The 16,223-nt window shown below is 73.4% G+C and carries 11 protein-coding genes; 4 read left to right on the top strand and 7 right to left on the bottom strand.

Going from position 1 to position 16,223, the window contains the following annotated elements:
- Nucleotides 1-31: 31 nt before the first annotated feature.
- A complete protein-coding gene (locus I6A60_RS20600) occupies nucleotides 32-1,288 on the bottom strand; it encodes an FAD-dependent oxidoreductase (protein ID WP_203055670.1) in 1,257 nt (418 codons plus the stop codon).
- Nucleotides 1,289-1,416: 128 nt separating this feature from the next.
- Here I6A60_RS20600 and I6A60_RS20595 point away from each other — a divergent pair, with 128 nt between their 5' ends.
- From I6A60_RS20595 to I6A60_RS20585, 3 genes are all read left to right on the top strand, one after another.
- Nucleotides 1,417-1,737 (top strand): hypothetical protein, encoded by a 321-nt coding sequence (locus I6A60_RS20595; protein WP_238435855.1) that lies wholly within the window; start codon nucleotides 1,417-1,419, stop codon nucleotides 1,735-1,737.
- A complete protein-coding gene (locus I6A60_RS20590) occupies nucleotides 1,734-2,456 on the top strand; it encodes an SGNH/GDSL hydrolase family protein (RefSeq protein WP_203019499.1) in 723 nt (240 codons plus the stop codon). The genes I6A60_RS20595 and I6A60_RS20590 overlap by 4 nt, the downstream gene beginning before the upstream one ends.
- A gap of 193 nt (nucleotides 2,457-2,649) precedes the next feature.
- Nucleotides 2,650-4,272: a succinic semialdehyde dehydrogenase gene (locus I6A60_RS20585; RefSeq protein WP_203019501.1), complete on the top strand. Its 1,623-nt coding sequence runs from the start codon at nucleotides 2,650-2,652 to the stop codon at nucleotides 4,270-4,272.
- 168 nt (nucleotides 4,273-4,440) lie between these two features.
- Here the strand turns inward: I6A60_RS20585 and I6A60_RS20580 are convergent, their stop codons facing one another.
- From I6A60_RS20580 to I6A60_RS20560, 5 genes are all read right to left on the bottom strand, one after another.
- Nucleotides 4,441-5,262 (bottom strand): alpha/beta fold hydrolase, encoded by an 822-nt coding sequence (locus I6A60_RS20580; protein ID WP_203021685.1) that lies wholly within the window; start codon nucleotides 5,260-5,262, stop codon nucleotides 4,441-4,443.
- Nucleotides 5,263-5,363: 101 nt separating this feature from the next.
- A complete protein-coding gene (gene hrpA / locus I6A60_RS20575) occupies nucleotides 5,364-9,695 on the bottom strand; it encodes an ATP-dependent RNA helicase HrpA (protein ID WP_255545278.1) in 4,332 nt (1,443 codons plus the stop codon).
- 816 nt (nucleotides 9,696-10,511) lie between these two features.
- Nucleotides 10,512-12,011: an NAD(P)/FAD-dependent oxidoreductase gene (locus I6A60_RS20570; protein ID WP_238435854.1), complete on the bottom strand. Its 1,500-nt coding sequence runs from the start codon at nucleotides 12,009-12,011 to the stop codon at nucleotides 10,512-10,514.
- A 383-nt stretch (nucleotides 12,012-12,394) separates the two neighbouring features.
- A complete protein-coding gene (gene mtnC, locus I6A60_RS20565; RefSeq protein WP_203021687.1) occupies nucleotides 12,395-13,204 on the bottom strand; it encodes an acireductone synthase in 810 nt (269 codons plus the stop codon).
- A complete protein-coding gene (locus I6A60_RS20560; RefSeq protein ID WP_203021688.1) occupies nucleotides 13,201-13,812 on the bottom strand; it encodes an acireductone dioxygenase in 612 nt (203 codons plus the stop codon). The genes mtnC and I6A60_RS20560 overlap by 4 nt, the downstream gene beginning before the upstream one ends.
- 178 nt (nucleotides 13,813-13,990) lie before the next feature.
- Here I6A60_RS20560 and mtnA point away from each other — a divergent pair, with 178 nt between their 5' ends.
- Nucleotides 13,991-15,205, top strand: coding sequence for an S-methyl-5-thioribose-1-phosphate isomerase (gene mtnA / locus I6A60_RS20555; protein WP_238435853.1), 1,215 nt, complete (start codon nucleotides 13,991-13,993; stop codon nucleotides 15,203-15,205).
- Between the two features lie 33 nt (nucleotides 15,206-15,238).
- Here mtnA and mtnB read toward each other — a convergent pair whose 3' ends face one another.
- The gene (gene mtnB / locus I6A60_RS20550) at nucleotides 15,239-15,886 is read right to left on the bottom strand and encodes a methylthioribulose 1-phosphate dehydratase (RefSeq protein ID WP_203021689.1); all 648 of its coding nucleotides are present in this window, start codon (nucleotides 15,884-15,886) and stop codon (nucleotides 15,239-15,241) included.
- Nucleotides 15,887-16,223 lie beyond the last annotated feature (337 nt).

The following is a 16,223-nucleotide window of genomic DNA, read 5'->3' as shown; positions in this document are numbered from 1 at the left end:
CCGCCGACGGGGGTTCGCTCCGCCTCGGCCGCTACGGAGCCGTGGGCACCTGCTGGGGCGCCGTCCTGGGCCGGGCGGCCGGCGGCACCCGTTCCGGCAGCAGGCCGACGCCGACGAGCCGGGCCGGCAGGCCGCGCAGGAACGGCAGGCGGTCCATCAGACGGACGGCGGACGGCGCCCGGACGGGGACGTCCGCGCGCAGCGTCGGGCCGATCACGCCGCGGGCGGCCCACCGCTGCAGCAACTGCGTGCCCATGGTCGGGACCATCCGCCGGCGCTGGAGCCGGGCGAGCACGGGTGTCAGCTCAGCCGCGCCCGCGCCGGCACGCAGCGGTTCGGCGAGCATCCGGGCCGCGGCGACGGCGTCCTGGACCGCGAGGTTGATGCCGACGCCGCCGACTGGTGACATCGCGTGCGCCGCGTCGCCGATCAGCAGCACGCCGGGGGAGTGCCAGCGTCGCAGCCGGTCCACCCGCACCTCCAGGAAGCTGACGTCGTCCCAGTCGGCGACGGCGCCGACCCGGCCGCGCAGCCACGGTGCCAGCTCTATGACCGTGGCCCGCAGAGCGTCGAGCCCGGCGGCGAGGACCGCCTCCCGGCCGTCCTTCGGGATCACGTACGCCGTCTGCCAGTAGTGGCCCCGGTCGATCATGATGAGCAGCCGGCCGGCGCCGATCCGGGCCGCGAGGCCCTCCGGGTCCTCCGGCCAGCGCGGCACCCGGAACCACAGCACGTCCATCGGCGCCCCGAACTCGCGCAGCGGCAGGCCGCGGCCGGCCCGGACGAGCGCCGCGCGGACCGCCGAGCGACGGCCGTCGGCGGCGACCACCAACCGGGCCCGCACCTCGACCCGCCGGCCGGCCGCGGACCGCGCGACGACGCCGCGGGCCGGCCCGTCCGCGGCGTCGAACAGCAGGTCGGTGACCTCGTGGGAGCGCAGCAGCGTGAAGCCGGGGTACTCGGCGGCGGCGGCCGCGAGCATCTCCAACAGGTCCCACTGCGGCAGGAAGAGCACGTACGGGTGGGCCACCCGCAGCCGGGTGAAGTCGGCGACCCGGAAGGTGCCGTCGGCGTAGGACGCGGTCAGCTCGCGGACCCGCCGGCCCGGCAGCTCGGCGACCCGGTCGGCGAGGCCGAGCTCGTCGAGCACGTCGAGCGTCGACGGGTGGACCGTGTCGCCGCGGAAGTCGCGCAGGAAGTCGGGGTGCTTCTCCAGCACCGTCACCCGTACCCCCGAGCGGGCGAGCAGGAGCCCGAGCAGCAGCCCCGCCGGGCCGGCGCCGACCACGCAGACGTCGGTGCCCGGGCCCGGGGGGGGGGGGGGCGGGGGGGCGGCGGGGGGGGGCCCCCCCCGCGCCCCCCCGGCCGCCGGCCGGGGGCGGCCGCGGCGCCGGGAGCGGCGCGGCCAGCGTCGGGGTGTCCAGCGCGGCCGCGCTGGCCGTCGAGCCTCGCCGGTTCGCCGCGGCGGTCGGCCTGAACGTCGCCGCCCGCCAGGTCGGCGGCTCGCTCGGCGTCGCGGCGACGGCGCTGCTGCTGGACCGGCCGGCGGGCGGGCTCGCCCCGTTCCGTGACGTCTACTGGTTGATGGCCGCGCTGTGTGCCGCCGTCGCCGTCGTGGGCCTGCGGCTGCGCCGCCCCCGGCCCGGTCCGGCCAGCCCCGGCCAGGTCCCACCCGCGCCGCGCGCGGCCGTCGATGAGACCGCCGCCGCCCCGGCCACCCCTGGGGCCGCTGTATGACCGTCCTCGACGACACTCTGGAACGCGCGGACCCCGATTGCCTCGCCCCAGCGGCCGAGGCGTGGCTGCTGCGCGGCGCGCCGTGGCGGCGGCTGGCGGTGCTGGGCGACAGCGTCGCCGCGGGTGTGCGCGAGCCGCGGCCCGGTTACCGGGACCAGTGCTTCGCCGACCGCGTGGCCGCCGCGCTGGAGCGGCCCGGCTTCCGGTACCGCAACCTGGGCGCCGCCTGGGCCAGCCTGCGGGACGTGCGCGACGGCCAGCTGCCGGCGGCGCTGAGCTTCCGGCCCGACCTCGCGCTGGTGGTCGCCGGCGGCAACGACGCGCTGCAACCCGACTACACACCCGACCGGGCCTGGCAGGGACTGCTGGAGATCGCCGGGCCGCTCGCGGACCACGGGGTCCTGGTGGTGACCATCGGCATGTTCGACCTGGCCCGTTCCGGGGCCGCGTCGCCGCGTTTCGCAGCGACGATGACCGACCGGTTCGACGAGCTCGACCGGATCACCGCGGCCGTCGCGGCCCAGGTCGGCGGGCTGCATGTCGACACCCACCACCATCCTCGGGCGTCGGATCCGGAGATCTTCGCCAGTGACCGGATACACGCGAACGCCGCTGGTCACGCGATCGCCTCGGCCGCGATCGTGCGCCGGCTCGCGAGCCATCCGAGTCTGGACGCCGGGACTGAGGATCCGGGGCGCCGCGGCACCCCGGACGGGTAGGGGAAGGACGAGCTGACGGTCGGGCCGGGGGTCGCGGAAGCGGTATGAACGGCAGGGCGCGCCGGCGGGCGTGGCGTTGGTCGCGAGATGTGGTTACCGTCCGGTAGAGCCGCTCGACGCGGCCGGCGCGCCCGTCGCTTCTGCCTGGAGGCGCACCCGTCGCCCCACCCGGGCCGGCTTGTCTGGAGGAGCAATGACCGCCACGACGCCAGCGAGCACCACCTCGGCGCAGGGCGACACGGGGACGTTCGCCGCCGCGGGACGGGTCACCGGCCCGGCACGCCGGCTGGACCCGGTACTGCTCAAGCAGCTGGTCGACGGCGTCACCGCGACCGGCGAGGCGGTCGACGTGCCGGCCCCGTTCACCGGCGAGCCCCTGGTCTCGCTGCCCCAGGCGAGCACCGGCGACGTGGCGGCGGCCTATGCCGCGGCGCGGACCGCGCAGCCGGCCTGGGCCGCGACTCCGGTCCGGGAGCGGGCCGCCGTGCTGATCCGGCTGCACGACCTGGTGCTGAGCCGGCAGGACGAGGCGCTCGACATCCTGCAGTGGGAGACCGGCAAGGCCCGTGCGCACGCGTTCGAGGAGGTGCTCGAGACCGCGGTCTGTGCCCTGTACTTCGGCCGGCGCGCGCCGCGGCTGCTCGCGCCGAAGCGTCGAGCCGGCGCGTTCCCGGTACTTACCCGCGCCATCGAGGCAAGGCGTCCCAAGGGCGTCGTCTGCGTGATCACGCCGTGGAACTACCCGCTCGCGCTGTCCGACGACGTGCTGCCCGCCCTGGTGGCCGGCAACGCGGTCGTCCAGAAGCCGGACACGCAGACGGCGCTCTCGGCGCTGTGGCTGCGCTCGCTCGCGATCGAGGCCGGCCTGCCGCCGAGCGTCTGGCAGATCGTGGTGGGCAGCCGCGACGTCGTCGGCGACCCGCTCATCGACTGCGCGGACTTCGTCGCCTTCACGGGCTCCACCGCCGCCGGCCGGGCGATCGCCGCGCGGGCCGGGGCCCGGCTGATCGGCTGCTCGTTGGAGCTCGGCGGGAAGAACCCGATGGTCGTGCTCGCCGACGCGGACGTGACGAAGGCTGCGAAGGGCGCGATTCGGGCCTGCTTCAGCAACGCCGGTCAGCTGTGCATCTCGATCGAACGGATCTACGTCGACCGGTCGGTCCACGACGCGTTCGTCAGGGTCTTCGTCACCGAGATCGAGGGCCTGCGGCTCGGCGCCGCGCTCGACTACACCGCGGACGTCGGCTCGCTGACCTACCAGCGCCAGCTCGACGCCGTCCGCGCGCACCTGGACGACGCCGTCGGCAAGGGCGCGACCGTCCTCGTCGGCGGGAAGGCCCGGCCGGACCTCGGCCCGCTGTTCCACGAGCCCACCGTGCTCACCGACGTGACCCCGGACATGGCCCTCTACCGCGACGAGACGTTCGGGCCCGTCGTCGCGGTCTACCCGGTCGATGGTGACGACGCGGCCGTCGCCGCGGCCAACGACACCGAGTACGGCCTGAACGCCAGCGTCTGGAGCCGCGACCTCGGCCGGGCCCGCGCGGCCGCGGCCCGGATCGAGGCGGGCTCCGTCAACGTCAACGAGGGCTACGCGGCGACCTACGGCTCGCAGGGCGCGCCGATGGGCGGGATGAAGTCGTCCGGGCTCGGCCGCCGGCACGGCGCGGACGGCCTGCTCAAGCTCACCGAGCCGCAGACCGTCGCCACCCAGCGTCTGCTCGGTTTCGACCCGCCGAGCTTCCTGAGCCAGGAACGCTATGCCACGGTGCTCACGCACACCCTGGGCGTCCTGAAGCGGCTGCACGTGCGCTGATCGCCGAGACCTCCCCGGGTCGGCCGGCTGGCCCGGCCCGGCCGGGCCGGGCCAGCCCGTCATGATCGCTGTTTCAGCCCTCGAATGGTTGCGATCAGGACGTTTTTACAACCACACCAGGGCCAAAACCGCGATCATGACGGGTGGAGCGGCTCGCTGAAGCGGCGATCATCCTGCTGCGCTGGCGGCTTGGGTGCCGCTCAGGAACGCGAGCACCTCCGGGAGGGCCGCCGGGTCCTGCGCGAAGAAGGCGTGGCCGCCGTCGTAGACGCGCAGCTCGGCGCCCGGGATGGCGGCGACGATCGCCTCGCTGTTGGAGACGGGCGCGATGCCGTCGTAACGGCCGGCCGCGACCAGGGTGGGGCACGTGATCCGGTCGAGCCGGTCGAAGACGTCGTGAAAGCGGCGGGCGTCGAGCTGCGCGGCCGCGCCCCGACGCTGTTCCTCGGTCAGTCCGGCCGTCATCCCGCCGCCGGCGAAGCCCTCGACCATCATCCGGTCGCCAGGATGCTCGGCTAGCCATTCGGGCGTGAACCGGCTGTCGAGCAGCTGGGTAGCCCGGGCGGCGCGGTCCGCCGGGTCGAGGCGCTCCAGCTCGTGCAGCGGATACGACGAACGGCCCACCCCGCCGGGCGACGTGCACAGCAGCGCGAGCCGCTCGACCCGCTTCGGCCAGGTCACCGCGTACTCCTGCGCGACCATCCCGCCGAAGCTGACACCCATGACCCGACAGCTGTCCCAGCCGACATGGTCGAGCAGTCCGGCGATGTCGGCCGCGTAGTCGGCCATCGAGTACTGACCCGACGGAATCTCCGTCTTCCCGAGGCCCCGCTGGTCATGGGCCAGCAGGTCGAACTGGGCCGCCAGGATGTCCAGCAACGGCCCCAACCGCGCCAGGGTCGCCCCTGACCCGTTGACGAACAGCAGGCGCGGCCCCTCGCCGTGTCGCTCGAAGTAGATCTCGATCCCGTTCACGGTTGCCGTCGGCACCAGTACCTCCCGGGTAGACCCCGATCGGGCACGCTACCGACCACCAGAGCCGGCGGCACGAGTTCCGCGCCATGATCTGGTCGGCGCCATGATCTGGTTGATCAGGGGGCGAGCTCGTCCATGGACCGGTAGAGGCGCTCCTCCGAGACCGGGTACGGGGTGCGGAGGGTCTGCGCGAAGAGGCTGATCCGCAGTTCCTCGATCATCCAGCGGATCCGCATCAGGTCAGGACCGGGCGCGGTCCCGGGCGGGAGAAGATCGGCCGACAGCTCGTCGTACGCGGTCCGAACACGGGTGACCTTGGCGAGCTTCGGCTGTTCGGCGGTGGCATCGGCCGGGAGCCGGTCGAGCCGGCGCAGCGCGCCCGTCAGGTAGCGGGCCAGATCGTCGAGGCGGTCGGCACCGGCGCCGGCGAGAAAGCCGGGGTAGACCAGCTCGGCGAGCTGGCGGCGCAGGTCCTCGATGCTCGCCGTGAGCGCGGGGCTCAGGTTGGCGGCACCCTGGGCCTTGCCATTCTGGCTCTTCGCGCTCTGGGTCTTGCCGCCCTGAGTGGCGGCGAACGCGGAGCCCAGCGAGCGCAGGTCGGTCACCTGCATCGGACGCCCCGCCGCCCGGGCGGCAGTCGGACGACCCGTCAAGGCGTCGATCCGGGTCTCGACGTCGTGCGCAAGCGTCAACACCCGTTCGGCGGCGCGGACGACGGCGAGGGAGCGCTCGGGCAGCTCGGCGCGCACCTCGTCGCGAAGGCGCTCGAAGCTGGACTCGTCCCAGACCGGGCCGCCTGACTCGGTGATCAGCGCATCGGCCGCCGCCGCGATGGCGTCGTCCAGCAGCGCGCCGACGCTCTCGTGCGGGTGATGACGCAGCGCCAGCTTGGTCGCGTTGGACAGCTGGGTGTTGATGTACCGGATCGGCGACGCGACGGAGGCGAGCAGCAGCGCGCGGGTGCCGAGCGGGTGGGCGCGGGCCGCGTCCGCCTCGGTCGCCAGCACGCGCAGCGCGGCGCCGCCGGGCTCGGCCACCAGCGCCGGGAAGCCTCGGACCTGGTGACGGCCCGATCTGCGCTCGACGGTGTGCGGGATGGTGCCGAGGTCGCCCCAGCCGGTCAGGCCGGTGCGTTCCAGGTTGCCGCCGGCCGCCGACACCGCCGCGGTCAGCTTGGGCGCCAGCGTGCGCTTCAGCTCGTCGAGGTCCTTGCCCTCGGCAAGTGTGCGCCGCGCCGACTCGGTCGACTTCTGGCGACGGTCTTCGCCGCGGCCGTCCCGGCCAGTCTGTCCGGCCTCATCGCCCGTCTGTCCGCCGCTGGTCCGTCCGCCGCCGGTTCCGTCGTAGACCCGGAAGGTGATGCGCAGGTGCGGCGGCAGCCGGTCGAGGTCCAGGTCTGCGCGGGACACGGTGGTGCCACCGCCGATCCGGTTGAGCTCGCGCTCGAGGACGGCCAGCAGCGGGCCGTCCGCGGGGCCGACCCGCCCCAGCACCGCGCGGGCGTAGTTCGGCGCGGGCACGTAGCTGCGCCGCAGGGCCTTCGGCAGCGACCGGATCAGCTCGGTGACGAGGTCCTCGCGCAGTCCGGGTACCTGCCAGGAGAAGCCGTCCGGCTCGACCTGGTTGAGGATGGCGAGCGGAATGTGCGCCGTCACGCCGTCGGCCGCCGAGCCGGGCTCGAACTGGTAGGTCAGCGAGACACGGTGCTCGCTGTCGCGGCCGGCCGGCCAGGAGTCCGGAAAATCGTCGGCCCGCACTCCCTTGGCGGTCTCCGAGACCAACATCGCCGGGTCAAACGTGAGCAGGCCGGGCGTGTGCGGACGAGTCTTCTTCCACCAGGCGTCGAAATGCCGCCCGGAGACGACGTCCGCCGGAATCCGCGCGTCATAGAAATCGAAGATCGTCTGATCGTCGACGACGATGTCGCGGCGGCGGGCGCGGTGCTCCAGATCCGCCGCGTCGGAAAGCAGCCGGTTGTTCTCGCCGAAGAACGCGTGCTTCGTCTCCCAGTCGCCCTCTACGAGGGCATGACGGATGAACAGCTCCCGGCACAGCGGCGGGTCGATCCCGCTGTAGTTCACCGACCGGGCCGCGACGATCGGTACGCCGTACAGCGTCACCTTCTCGGTGGCGAGCACGGCCGCGGACCGGCGCGACCAGTGCGGCTCGCTGTACGACCGGCGGATCAGGTGCCCGGCCAGCGGCTCGACCCACTCAGGCTCGATCTTCGCCGCGACGCGACCCCACAGCCGGGAGGTCTCGACCAGCTCGGCGGCGACGACCCAGCGCGGCGGCTTCTTGAACAACGCGGAGCCGGGGAACACCGCGAACCGGGCGCCGCGGGCCCCCGCGTAGTCACGCTTCTCCGGGTCGAACAGGCCGATGTGCGAGAGCAGCCCGGTGAGCAGCGCGGCGTGCACCTGCTGCGGACTCGCGGGGACCGCGTTGGTGGACAGGCCGAGAGACCGGGCCGCCTGGCGCAGCTGGCTGTGGACGTCCTGCCACTCCCGGACGCGCAGGTAATGCAGGTACTCGGCGCGGCACAGCCGGCGGAACTGGTTCGAGCTCAGCTCGGCGGCCTTTTCCCGCAGGTAGTTCCACAGGTTCAGGTAGCCGTGGAAGTCCGAGGTCGGCTCGGTGAACCGCGCGTGTTTCTCGGTCGCGGCCTGCTGGGCGTCCGCGGGGCGTTCCCGGACGTCGCCGACCGCAAGCGCCGCCGTAATGATCAGAATCTCGGCCAGCGCGCCCTGCTCGTCGGCGGCCAGGATCATCCGGGCGAGCCGCGGGTCGATCGGCAGCCGGGCGAGCCGCCGCCCGAGCGGCGTCAGGCGCGGTGTCCGGTCCTCGCCGGCCCTCGCCCCAGCGTCCGCCGACCCAGCCGAGCCTGCGGGTGCAGCCGGGCTGGCAGGTGCGGCCGCGCCGGAGGATGCCTCCGAGCCGGCGGGTACAGCCAGGCTGGCGGGTGCGGTCTCGGCCGGGGTCCGACGGGCGCGGACCTCCTCGAAGGCGCCGAGCTCGTGCAACAGCGCCAGGCCGTCGGTGACCTGGCGGGAGTCGGGCGGGTCGAGGAACGGGTAGTCGGCCACCTCGCCGAGCCCGAGCGACGCCATCGAGAGGATCACCGACGCGAGGTTCGTGCGCAGGATCTCCGGGTCGGTGTACTCGGGCCTGGCGTCGAAGTCGTCCTCGGCATAGAGCCGGACGCAGATGCCGTCGGACGTCCGTCCGCATCGGCCGGCCCGCTGGTTCGCCGAGGCCTGCGACACCGGCTCGATCGGCAATCGCTGAACCTTGAGGCGGTGGCTGTACCGGGAGACCCGAGCGGTGCCCGCGTCGACCACGTACTTGATGCCGGGAACAGTCAGCGAGGTCTCGGCGACGTTCGTCGCGAGCACGATGCGGCGGCCCGGATGCGGCTGGAAGACCCGATGCTGCTCGGCCGCGGACAGCCGCGCGTACAACGGGAGGATCTCGCGCGGCAGGAGCTCTTTGCTGGGCCGGCGCGCGAGGGCGTCCGCGGTGTCCCGGATCTCCCGCTCACCGGACAGGAACACCAGGACGTCGCCCAGCCCCTCGGCCGACAGCTCGTCCACGGCGTCACAGATCGCGGTGACGACATCCCGGTCCGGGTCCGCCTGCGGGTCGTCGGGGTCAACCACCGGCCGGTAACGGACCTCGACCGGGTACGTACGCCCGGACACCTCGATGATCGGTGCGTCGCCGAAATGCTTGGAGAATCGCTCGGTCTCGATCGTCGCCGACGTGATGACGACCTTCAGGTCCGGCCGGCGCGGCAGGATCCGGCGCAGGTAGCCGAGAATGAAGTCGATGTTGAGGCTGCGCTCGTGCGCCTCGTCGATGATCAGAGTGTCGTACTGCCGCAGCAGCCGGTCGGTACCGAGCTCGGCGAGCAGGATGCCGTCCGTCATCAGCTTGACCAGGGTGTCGTCGCCGACCTGGTCGGTGAACCGCACCTGGTAGCCGATGATCCCGCCCAGGCTCCCGGCGCCGGTCTCCTCGGCGATGCGGTCGGCAACCGTCCGGGCGGCCAGCCGCCGGGGTTGAGTGTGCCCGATCAGGCCGGTGATGCCACGGCCGAGCTCCAGGCAGATCTTCGGGATCTGCGTCGTCTTTCCCGATCCGGTCTCGCCGGCGACGATGACGACCTGGTTGTCCCGGATAGCCGCGAGGATCTCGTCCTTGCGCTGGCTGACGGGCAGCTCGGCCGGGTACTTCAGCGCCGGCACCGCGTCCCGGCGTAGCACGATCCTGATCTCGGCGGTTTCGACGTCGTCGGTGACCGCGTGGATCGCCCGCGCCCGCGCCTCGGCATCCGCATCGTGGCGGATCGCGTCCAACCGGCGCGCCAGCCGGTGCCCGTCGCGCAGCATCAGCGCCGGCAGCCGAGCCGACAGGCCAGCGAGCTCCGCGCGTTCGGCGGCGCCCAGTTCGATGGGCCGCCCACCGTCCCGTTCCCGCCGCGCCGCAGGCCCGCGGCCCGCTCCGGCCTCGCCGCCGGAACGCCCTGGCCGACGCTTCCGGTTCGGCCGCCCGGCGCCCTCGGCCGGCTTGCGGCCACCGGAGGCCGGCCGGTTCGGGGAGTCCACCGCTTCAACCGCGTCACCTTCAACCGCGTCACCGGACGCGACCGACTGGCCGGAGCCGACGGCCGGCGGACCGGCCGGCTGCACGGCTGGCGACGATGTCACGGCGACGAGGCTCTCCGATTCGAGGCTGAGGCGGTTCGAGGTCGGGTCTCTCCGCCTACAGACGGTCTCATACACCAACCGATCCGCGGTCGGCCGCCGACCGCGACCTGGGCACGGAATGCCCTCTGGCGCAGCGAACGGCCTCTGCCGGGTATTCCCGTACCGGCGAGCGTCGCGCCCTGGCCGAAATGGGTCAAGGCAATATCTTGGGCCAGTCCCGGCGGGACTACGTCAGCACCAGGTGCCGGACGGCCGCCGCCGTCTCCCAGAAGAGGTCGCCCATGGTCATCAGACGATGCCCGCGAACCACCACGGGGTAGTGCCGCCTCCGGCAAGTTCGCCCGTCCCGGCGTCCCCATGATCGCCATTTCGGCCCTCTGCCGGTCGTATCCGGGCCTGTTTCAGAGCCACCAGAGGGTGCAAACAGCGATCAAGGCGACGGGCGGACCTCGGCGGTGTCGGCACTAGGACTTGAGGAAGCCAGACCCGCGGTCATGGCCGGTGATCACCGGCATCCAACCGACCAGGGCCACGGGACACCCGTCGAGGAGAAGATCAGACCGCGCTGGAGGCCGCCGGTTCAGGCTCCTTGGCGTCCGCGGGCTCTGCCGGCCCGGGAACGAGGGCGCTGACGTTCCCGCTCCAGGACGGACGACCATCGGGGCTCGGCGGCAACGTCGGCGCGAAATCCTCACCGAGGCGGCTGATCGCCGTCCGGGCGAAGATCTGCTGATGGGTGACCGTCCGTTCCGAACGGCCCCGCCCGACGAAGCTGACCGCCCAGTGCAGCAGCGTCGTGACCCGGTGCTTGAACCCGATGATGTAGACGAGGTGCACCGCGAGCCACATCAGCCAGGCGACGAAGCCGGTCAGCTTCAGCCTGCCGATGCTGGCGACCGCGCTGAACCGCGAGATCGTCGCCATGCTGCCCTTGTCGTGGTACTTGAACTTCTTCCCGGTCTGCCGGCCGTTGATCCGGGCCCGGATGTCGCGGGCGGCATGCCGACCACCCTGAATGGCGACCTGGGCGACCCCGGGCAGCCGGTTCAACGAGATCATGTCGCCGACGACGTACACCTCGGGGTAGCCGGGCAGCGTCAGGTCCGGCTCGACCTCGATCCGACCGGCCCGGTCAAGCCCGGCGCCCGACTGGTCGGCCAGTTGCCTGCCGAGCGGATTGGCCTGCACACCGGCGGCCCACACCTTGCAGACCGACTCGATCCGCCGCTTGCCGCCGCCCGCGTCCTTGACCTCGATGCCGGTCGCGTCGACGTCGGTGACCATCGCGCCGAGTTGTACGTCGACGCCCAGTTTCTCCAGCCGCTTCACGGCGTAGTCACCGAGCTTGTCGCCGAACGCGGGGAGCACCGCGGGCGCGGCGTCCAACAGGACAATGCGCGCCTTATGGGGATCAATGTTCCGGAAATCCCGGCGCAGCGTCCGGTGAGCGAGCTCGGCGATCTGGCCGGCCATCTCCACTCCGGTGGGGCCGGCGCCGACGACGACGAAGGTGAGCAGCCGCTCGATATCGGCCGGGTCGGTCGACGCTTCGGCCAGCTCGAACATGCCGAGAATCCGGCCACGCAGCTCGAGAGCGTCGTCGATGCTCTTCATGCCGGGCGCATGCTCAGCAAACTGATCGTTGCCGAAATAGGACTGCCCGGCGCCGGCGGCCACGATCAGGCTGTCGTAGTGGTGCACCGTCGTGCGGCCGATCAGCTCGGACGTGACGGTCCGCTCCGCGAGGTCGATGTTGGTGACCTCGCCGAGCACGACCCGGGCATTGCGCTGACGACGCAGCACCTCGCGGGTCGGCGGAGCGATCTCGCCCTCTGACAGGATGCCGGTCGCCACCTGATAAAGCAGTGGCTGGAACAGATGGTGGGAGGTCTTGGCGACCAGGGTGACGTCGGCCCAGGCACTTCGCAGTGCCTGCGCGGCGAACAGCCCACCGAACCCGGAGCCGATGACCAGGACGCGGTGCCGGTAGACGCCGCCCTCCGCCGGGCTGTCAGTGGTGGCGAAAGTGTTCGCGGTCACAATTCCTCTCCACATATGTACCAAGGCTTCCAGCGGGGCCGCCGGGACAGGTGCGCTCCGCCGTCTGCCAGAGTGTGCGCTCGTTTCCGCGTCGTTCTCATCGACCATCCCACAGAGACGGCCGGCTGTGGTGGGAGCACCGACGTGAGTTTCGACCCGTACACAGCTCGCATACGCCCGGTGGCGCTGTCATCGAAATCACACGCGGCCGCGATGTAGGCAACGTCACCCGACTCGGTGGCCCGAAGCTGCCGGTCATAGGGCCAGCCGGCAAGGCGTCCTATCGGCGGTCAGGAAATCAGTTGCCATTACGCCCCTTTAAGGAGACGCCGTTCGTGCGCATTCCCGTGGGGCCACCGTGCCTTCGAGCAGGACGCGCTCCGCCGGTCGGAGTCCGTTCAGGCCGCGGTTAGTGACAGGTCCGCGAAGGACACGACACACGGGTAGCCGGCGAGCGCCGCGGCGTAGGGCTCGCCGGGCCGGGCGACCCCGACCACCCGCCAGCCGGCGGCGCGCGCGGCGTCGAGCTCGGCCGGCCGGTCGGTCAGGAACAGCAGCCGGTCGGGCTGGGCGTTCAGTGCGGCGGCGATCCGCGCGTATGAGCGCTCCGCTGTCTTCGGCCCCGCGGTGTCCAGGTCGAAGTGCGCGGACAGCAGCGGGCCCAGGTCGTCGGGCCGCTCTCGACCTGTCCAGCCGGCGGAGTCGAGGCTGGCAGGGTCGAGGGCAGCAGGGTCGAGGGCAGCAGGGTCGAGGGCGGCGGCGCGGCCGAACCAGGCCTGCTGGGCGACGGCCGAGCCGGACGAGTAGACGGCCAGTCGGATGCCGGCCGCGTGCCAGCGGCGCAGCGCGGGCGCGACGTCGCCGAACAGCACGCCGGTCAGCTCGCCGGCGGCGAACCCCGCCGCCCAGATCTGGCCCTGGAGGGTCTTCAGCGGGGCGGCCTTCACGTCACGCGCGAGCCAGTCGTCGAGCGTGGCGATGACCCGGGCGAGATCCGCGGCCGGCTCACCGAGCAGCTCACGCACCTGCGCGACGGCCCGGCACGTCTGCGGGTCGTCCGCGTGGCCGGCCAGCCAGCCGGCCAGCCGGGCCCGGGCATACGGGTAGAGCGTCCCGACCACCGCCGCCGTCGGGCTGGTGGTTCCCTCGATGTCGACGACCACCGCAGTGACGCCGTCGGCACGCTCAAGGCCAGCCGAGGCCGTCACGCCCCCGCCACGACGGCATCCGCCTGGGCCGCGAGCGCGTCGAAGTCGGGGAAACGAGTGGCGATGTCGCTGCCGGTGAACTCGCCGACCCAGCCGTCGGGGTCACGGAAGAACCGGACCGCCGTGAAGGCGGGCAGCGTGCCCATGTCGAACCAGTGGGTGGTGCCGGCGGGGACGAAGAGCAGGTCGCCGGCCTCGCACAGCACGGCGTGCACCTCCTCGCCGCAGGCCTCGTCCCTGGTGTGCAGGTAGAAGACGCCCCTGCCGGCGGCGAAGAACCGGACCTCGTCCTCGGCGTGGATGTGCTCGGCCAGGAACTTCGCCCGGGCGGCGGCCGCCGTCGCCGCGAAGGTCGCCTGCGCGGTCGGGTGCAGCGCGGCGACGTCGACCTGGGCGAAACCCTCCGCGTCGACCAGCGCCTCGATCAGGTCGCGGTACGCGGCCAGCACGTCCTCGGCCGGCGCACCGGGCGCGAGCCCGGGCGTCACCGGCCAGCGCTCCAGCCGGAAGCCGAGCGCGCCCAACACCGACTCGATCTCGGGCCGGTCGACGGTCGAGCCCGTGGCCGTCGTCGGGTCGCTCGCCGACCAGGTCGTCAGGGCGGTCATCCGTGCCTCCTCGGGCCGCGGCACCGGCCGGTCGTTCGGGCCGGCCCGTCGCACCGATCGTCCGGCCAGCGCGAAACCGCCGTCAAGGCACCCCCAAACGGCTCACCGACGCTACCCGCGGGGAGGGCGCGGACGGCGCGCCTTGACCAGCCCACGGCCCGGTCCGCATAGTGCCGCCATGTCGCAGCCGTCGATCCCGGAACCGGAGGACGGTCCGCTGCCGCCTCGGGCGGCCCGTCCTAGCGCCCGGCCGCCGCACCGGTGGCCACCGCCGCCCCCGCCCGCGCAGCCGCCCCGCAACACCATGCCCGACAGCCCGGTCGCGGTGCCCCGGCCGGGCAGCCCGTCGGCCGCGCGCCGGTCCCGCTCCGCTGACCGGGCGGCCCCGGCGCTCCGGCCGGTCGTGTGGGCCGGCGGCTCGATCCGGTTGCTCGATCAGACGCTGCTTCCGGACCAGCTCGCCGACCTCGAGATCCACCGGGTCGACGACCTGATCGCCGCGATCCGCCGGCTCGCGGTGCGCGGGGCACCGGCGCTGGGGATCGCCGGCGCGTACGGCGTCGCGCTCGCGATCGTGCAGGCCGCCCGGGAGGGCTGGGACGGCTCCACGTTCACCGCGGCGGTCGGCCGGCTGCGCGCTGCCAGGCCAACCGCCGTGGCGCTCGCCCAGGGCGTCGACGCGGCCTACGCCACGATCGACGACGGGCTCGACGCCGTCGTCGCCGTCGGCGGCGCGCTCGCCGACGCCGACGAGCGGGCGAACCGGGCGATCGGCCGGCACGGCGCCGACTGGATCCTCGCCCGGCTCGGCGACCGGCCGCTGCGGGTGCTGACCCACTGCAACACCGGGGCGCTGGCCACCGCCGCCTGGGGCACCGCCCTCGGCATCATCCGCGAGCTGCACGCCCGCGGCCGCCTGGAGCTGGTCTACGTGGACGAGACCCGCCCGCTGCTGCAGGGCAGCCGCCTCATCGCCTGGGAGCTGGCCCAGGCCGGCATCGACTACCGGGTCCAGGTCGACGGTGCCGCCGCCAGCGCCATCGTCGGCGGGCTGGTCGACGTCGCGATCGTCGGGGCCGACCGGATCGCCGCCAACGGCGACGTCGCGAACAAGATCGGCACGCTCGGGGTGGCGCTCGCCTGCGCGCACGCCGGCGTCCCGTTCGTCGTCGCCGCCAGCGCCTCGACCGTCGACGAGGAGTCGGCGGGAAGCGCGGCCATGCCCATCGAGCAGCGCCCGGAGGACGAGGTCCTGCTCGTCGCCGGCCGCCGCGTCGCCCCACCGGGCGCCCGCGCGCACAACCCGGCGTTCGACGTCACCCCGGCGGGCCTGGTCGACGCCCTGATCACCGAACAGGGCGCGCGACTGCCGGCCTCGCCCTTCACCCGCTGACGGCGGCGCCCGCGGGCACTGGGGCGAGCTGGGCTAGCCGTCGGTCACCAGGGCGCACAGCCAGTCGACCGCCTCCGCGTGCCTGCGGGCGGAGCGCAGGTCCTCGCCCCAGGCGTACAGGCCGTGGCCGGCCACGAGCAGCGCCGGCACGGCCGGCTCCAGCGTGGCGAGGGCCGCGTCACCGAGCACGGCCATGTCCTGGCTGTTCTGGATGACGGGCAGCCGGGTGGCCGGTCCGTCGGCCGGCCGGCCCAGCGCCTTGAGCATCTCCAGACCCGCGAGCTCCAGTCCGCCCGGGTGACGGCCCGCGGCCCGGACGCTGGCGAGGGTGTGCAGGTGGACGACCGCCCCGGCCCCGGTCGCCGCCACCAGCCGCGCGTGCAGCGCCGCCTCCGCGGATGGCCGCGCGGCGGGGCGGGACGGGCTCTCGCCGGCCGTCGCCGGCCCGGCGCCTGGTGACGGGAGCAGCCGGCCGGCGGAGTCGACCAGGACGATGTCCCCGGCGGCCAGCTCGCCCTTGTCGCCCCCGGAGGCGGTCACGGCCAGCCGCAGCGGGTGGCGCCCGAGCACGACCGAGAGGTTCCCCGAGGTCGCCCGCATCCAGCCGAACCCGGCGAACCGGGCCGCCTCGGCGACCAGTTCCCGCGCCGCCGCCGCGAGGTCCACGTCGCCGTCCGCCACGCCCCGACCCTCCCACACCGGCGGCCGGGTGAACCGGCCAGCCAGCCACCGCGCCCTACCGCGCCACGGCAGGCACGCGCGGTGCGCAGAAAGATGTGAACGCATACGGCGCCAGGGGCGCCACGGGTTGTGTCGCGCACGATCATTTCGTGAAAGATATAAATGTATATGGTCCTACCGAGGGCTCGTCGGCACGCCTGTCGCAGGTGGCGTCGGCGCGAACCCGACAGCAGATCTCCTTAGCCGCAGGTCAAAGGCCTACCCCGACCGCACCGAAACCCATCGTTGACATGACGGTGGGTCACTTCTATCGTCCCATCGTCAGCTCGATACCTAT

It is taken from the genome of Frankia sp. AgB1.9 (genome assembly GCF_016786355.1).
Classification (GTDB): domain Bacteria; phylum Actinomycetota; class Actinomycetes; order Frankiales; family Frankiaceae; genus Pseudofrankia.
This window is presented reverse-complemented; position numbering and strand designations above follow the sequence as displayed.

Bases quoted from the DNA above. Each gene is read 5' to 3' on its own strand.
- I6A60_RS20570 (WP_238435854.1), bottom strand. From the start codon at position 12,011: ATGTGGAGAGGAATTGTGACCGCGAACACTTTCGCCACCACTGACAGC.
- I6A60_RS20590 (WP_203019499.1), top strand. From the start codon at position 1,734: ATGACCGTCCTCGACGACACTCTGGAACGCGCGGACCCCGATTGCCTC.
- I6A60_RS20585 (WP_203019501.1), top strand. From the start codon at position 2,650: ATGACCGCCACGACGCCAGCGAGCACCACCTCGGCGCAGGGCGACACG.
- I6A60_RS20560 (WP_203021688.1), bottom strand. From the start codon at position 13,812: ATGACCGCCCTGACGACCTGGTCGGCGAGCGACCCGACGACGGCCACG.
- mtnA (WP_238435853.1), top strand. From the start codon at position 13,991: ATGTCGCAGCCGTCGATCCCGGAACCGGAGGACGGTCCGCTGCCGCCT.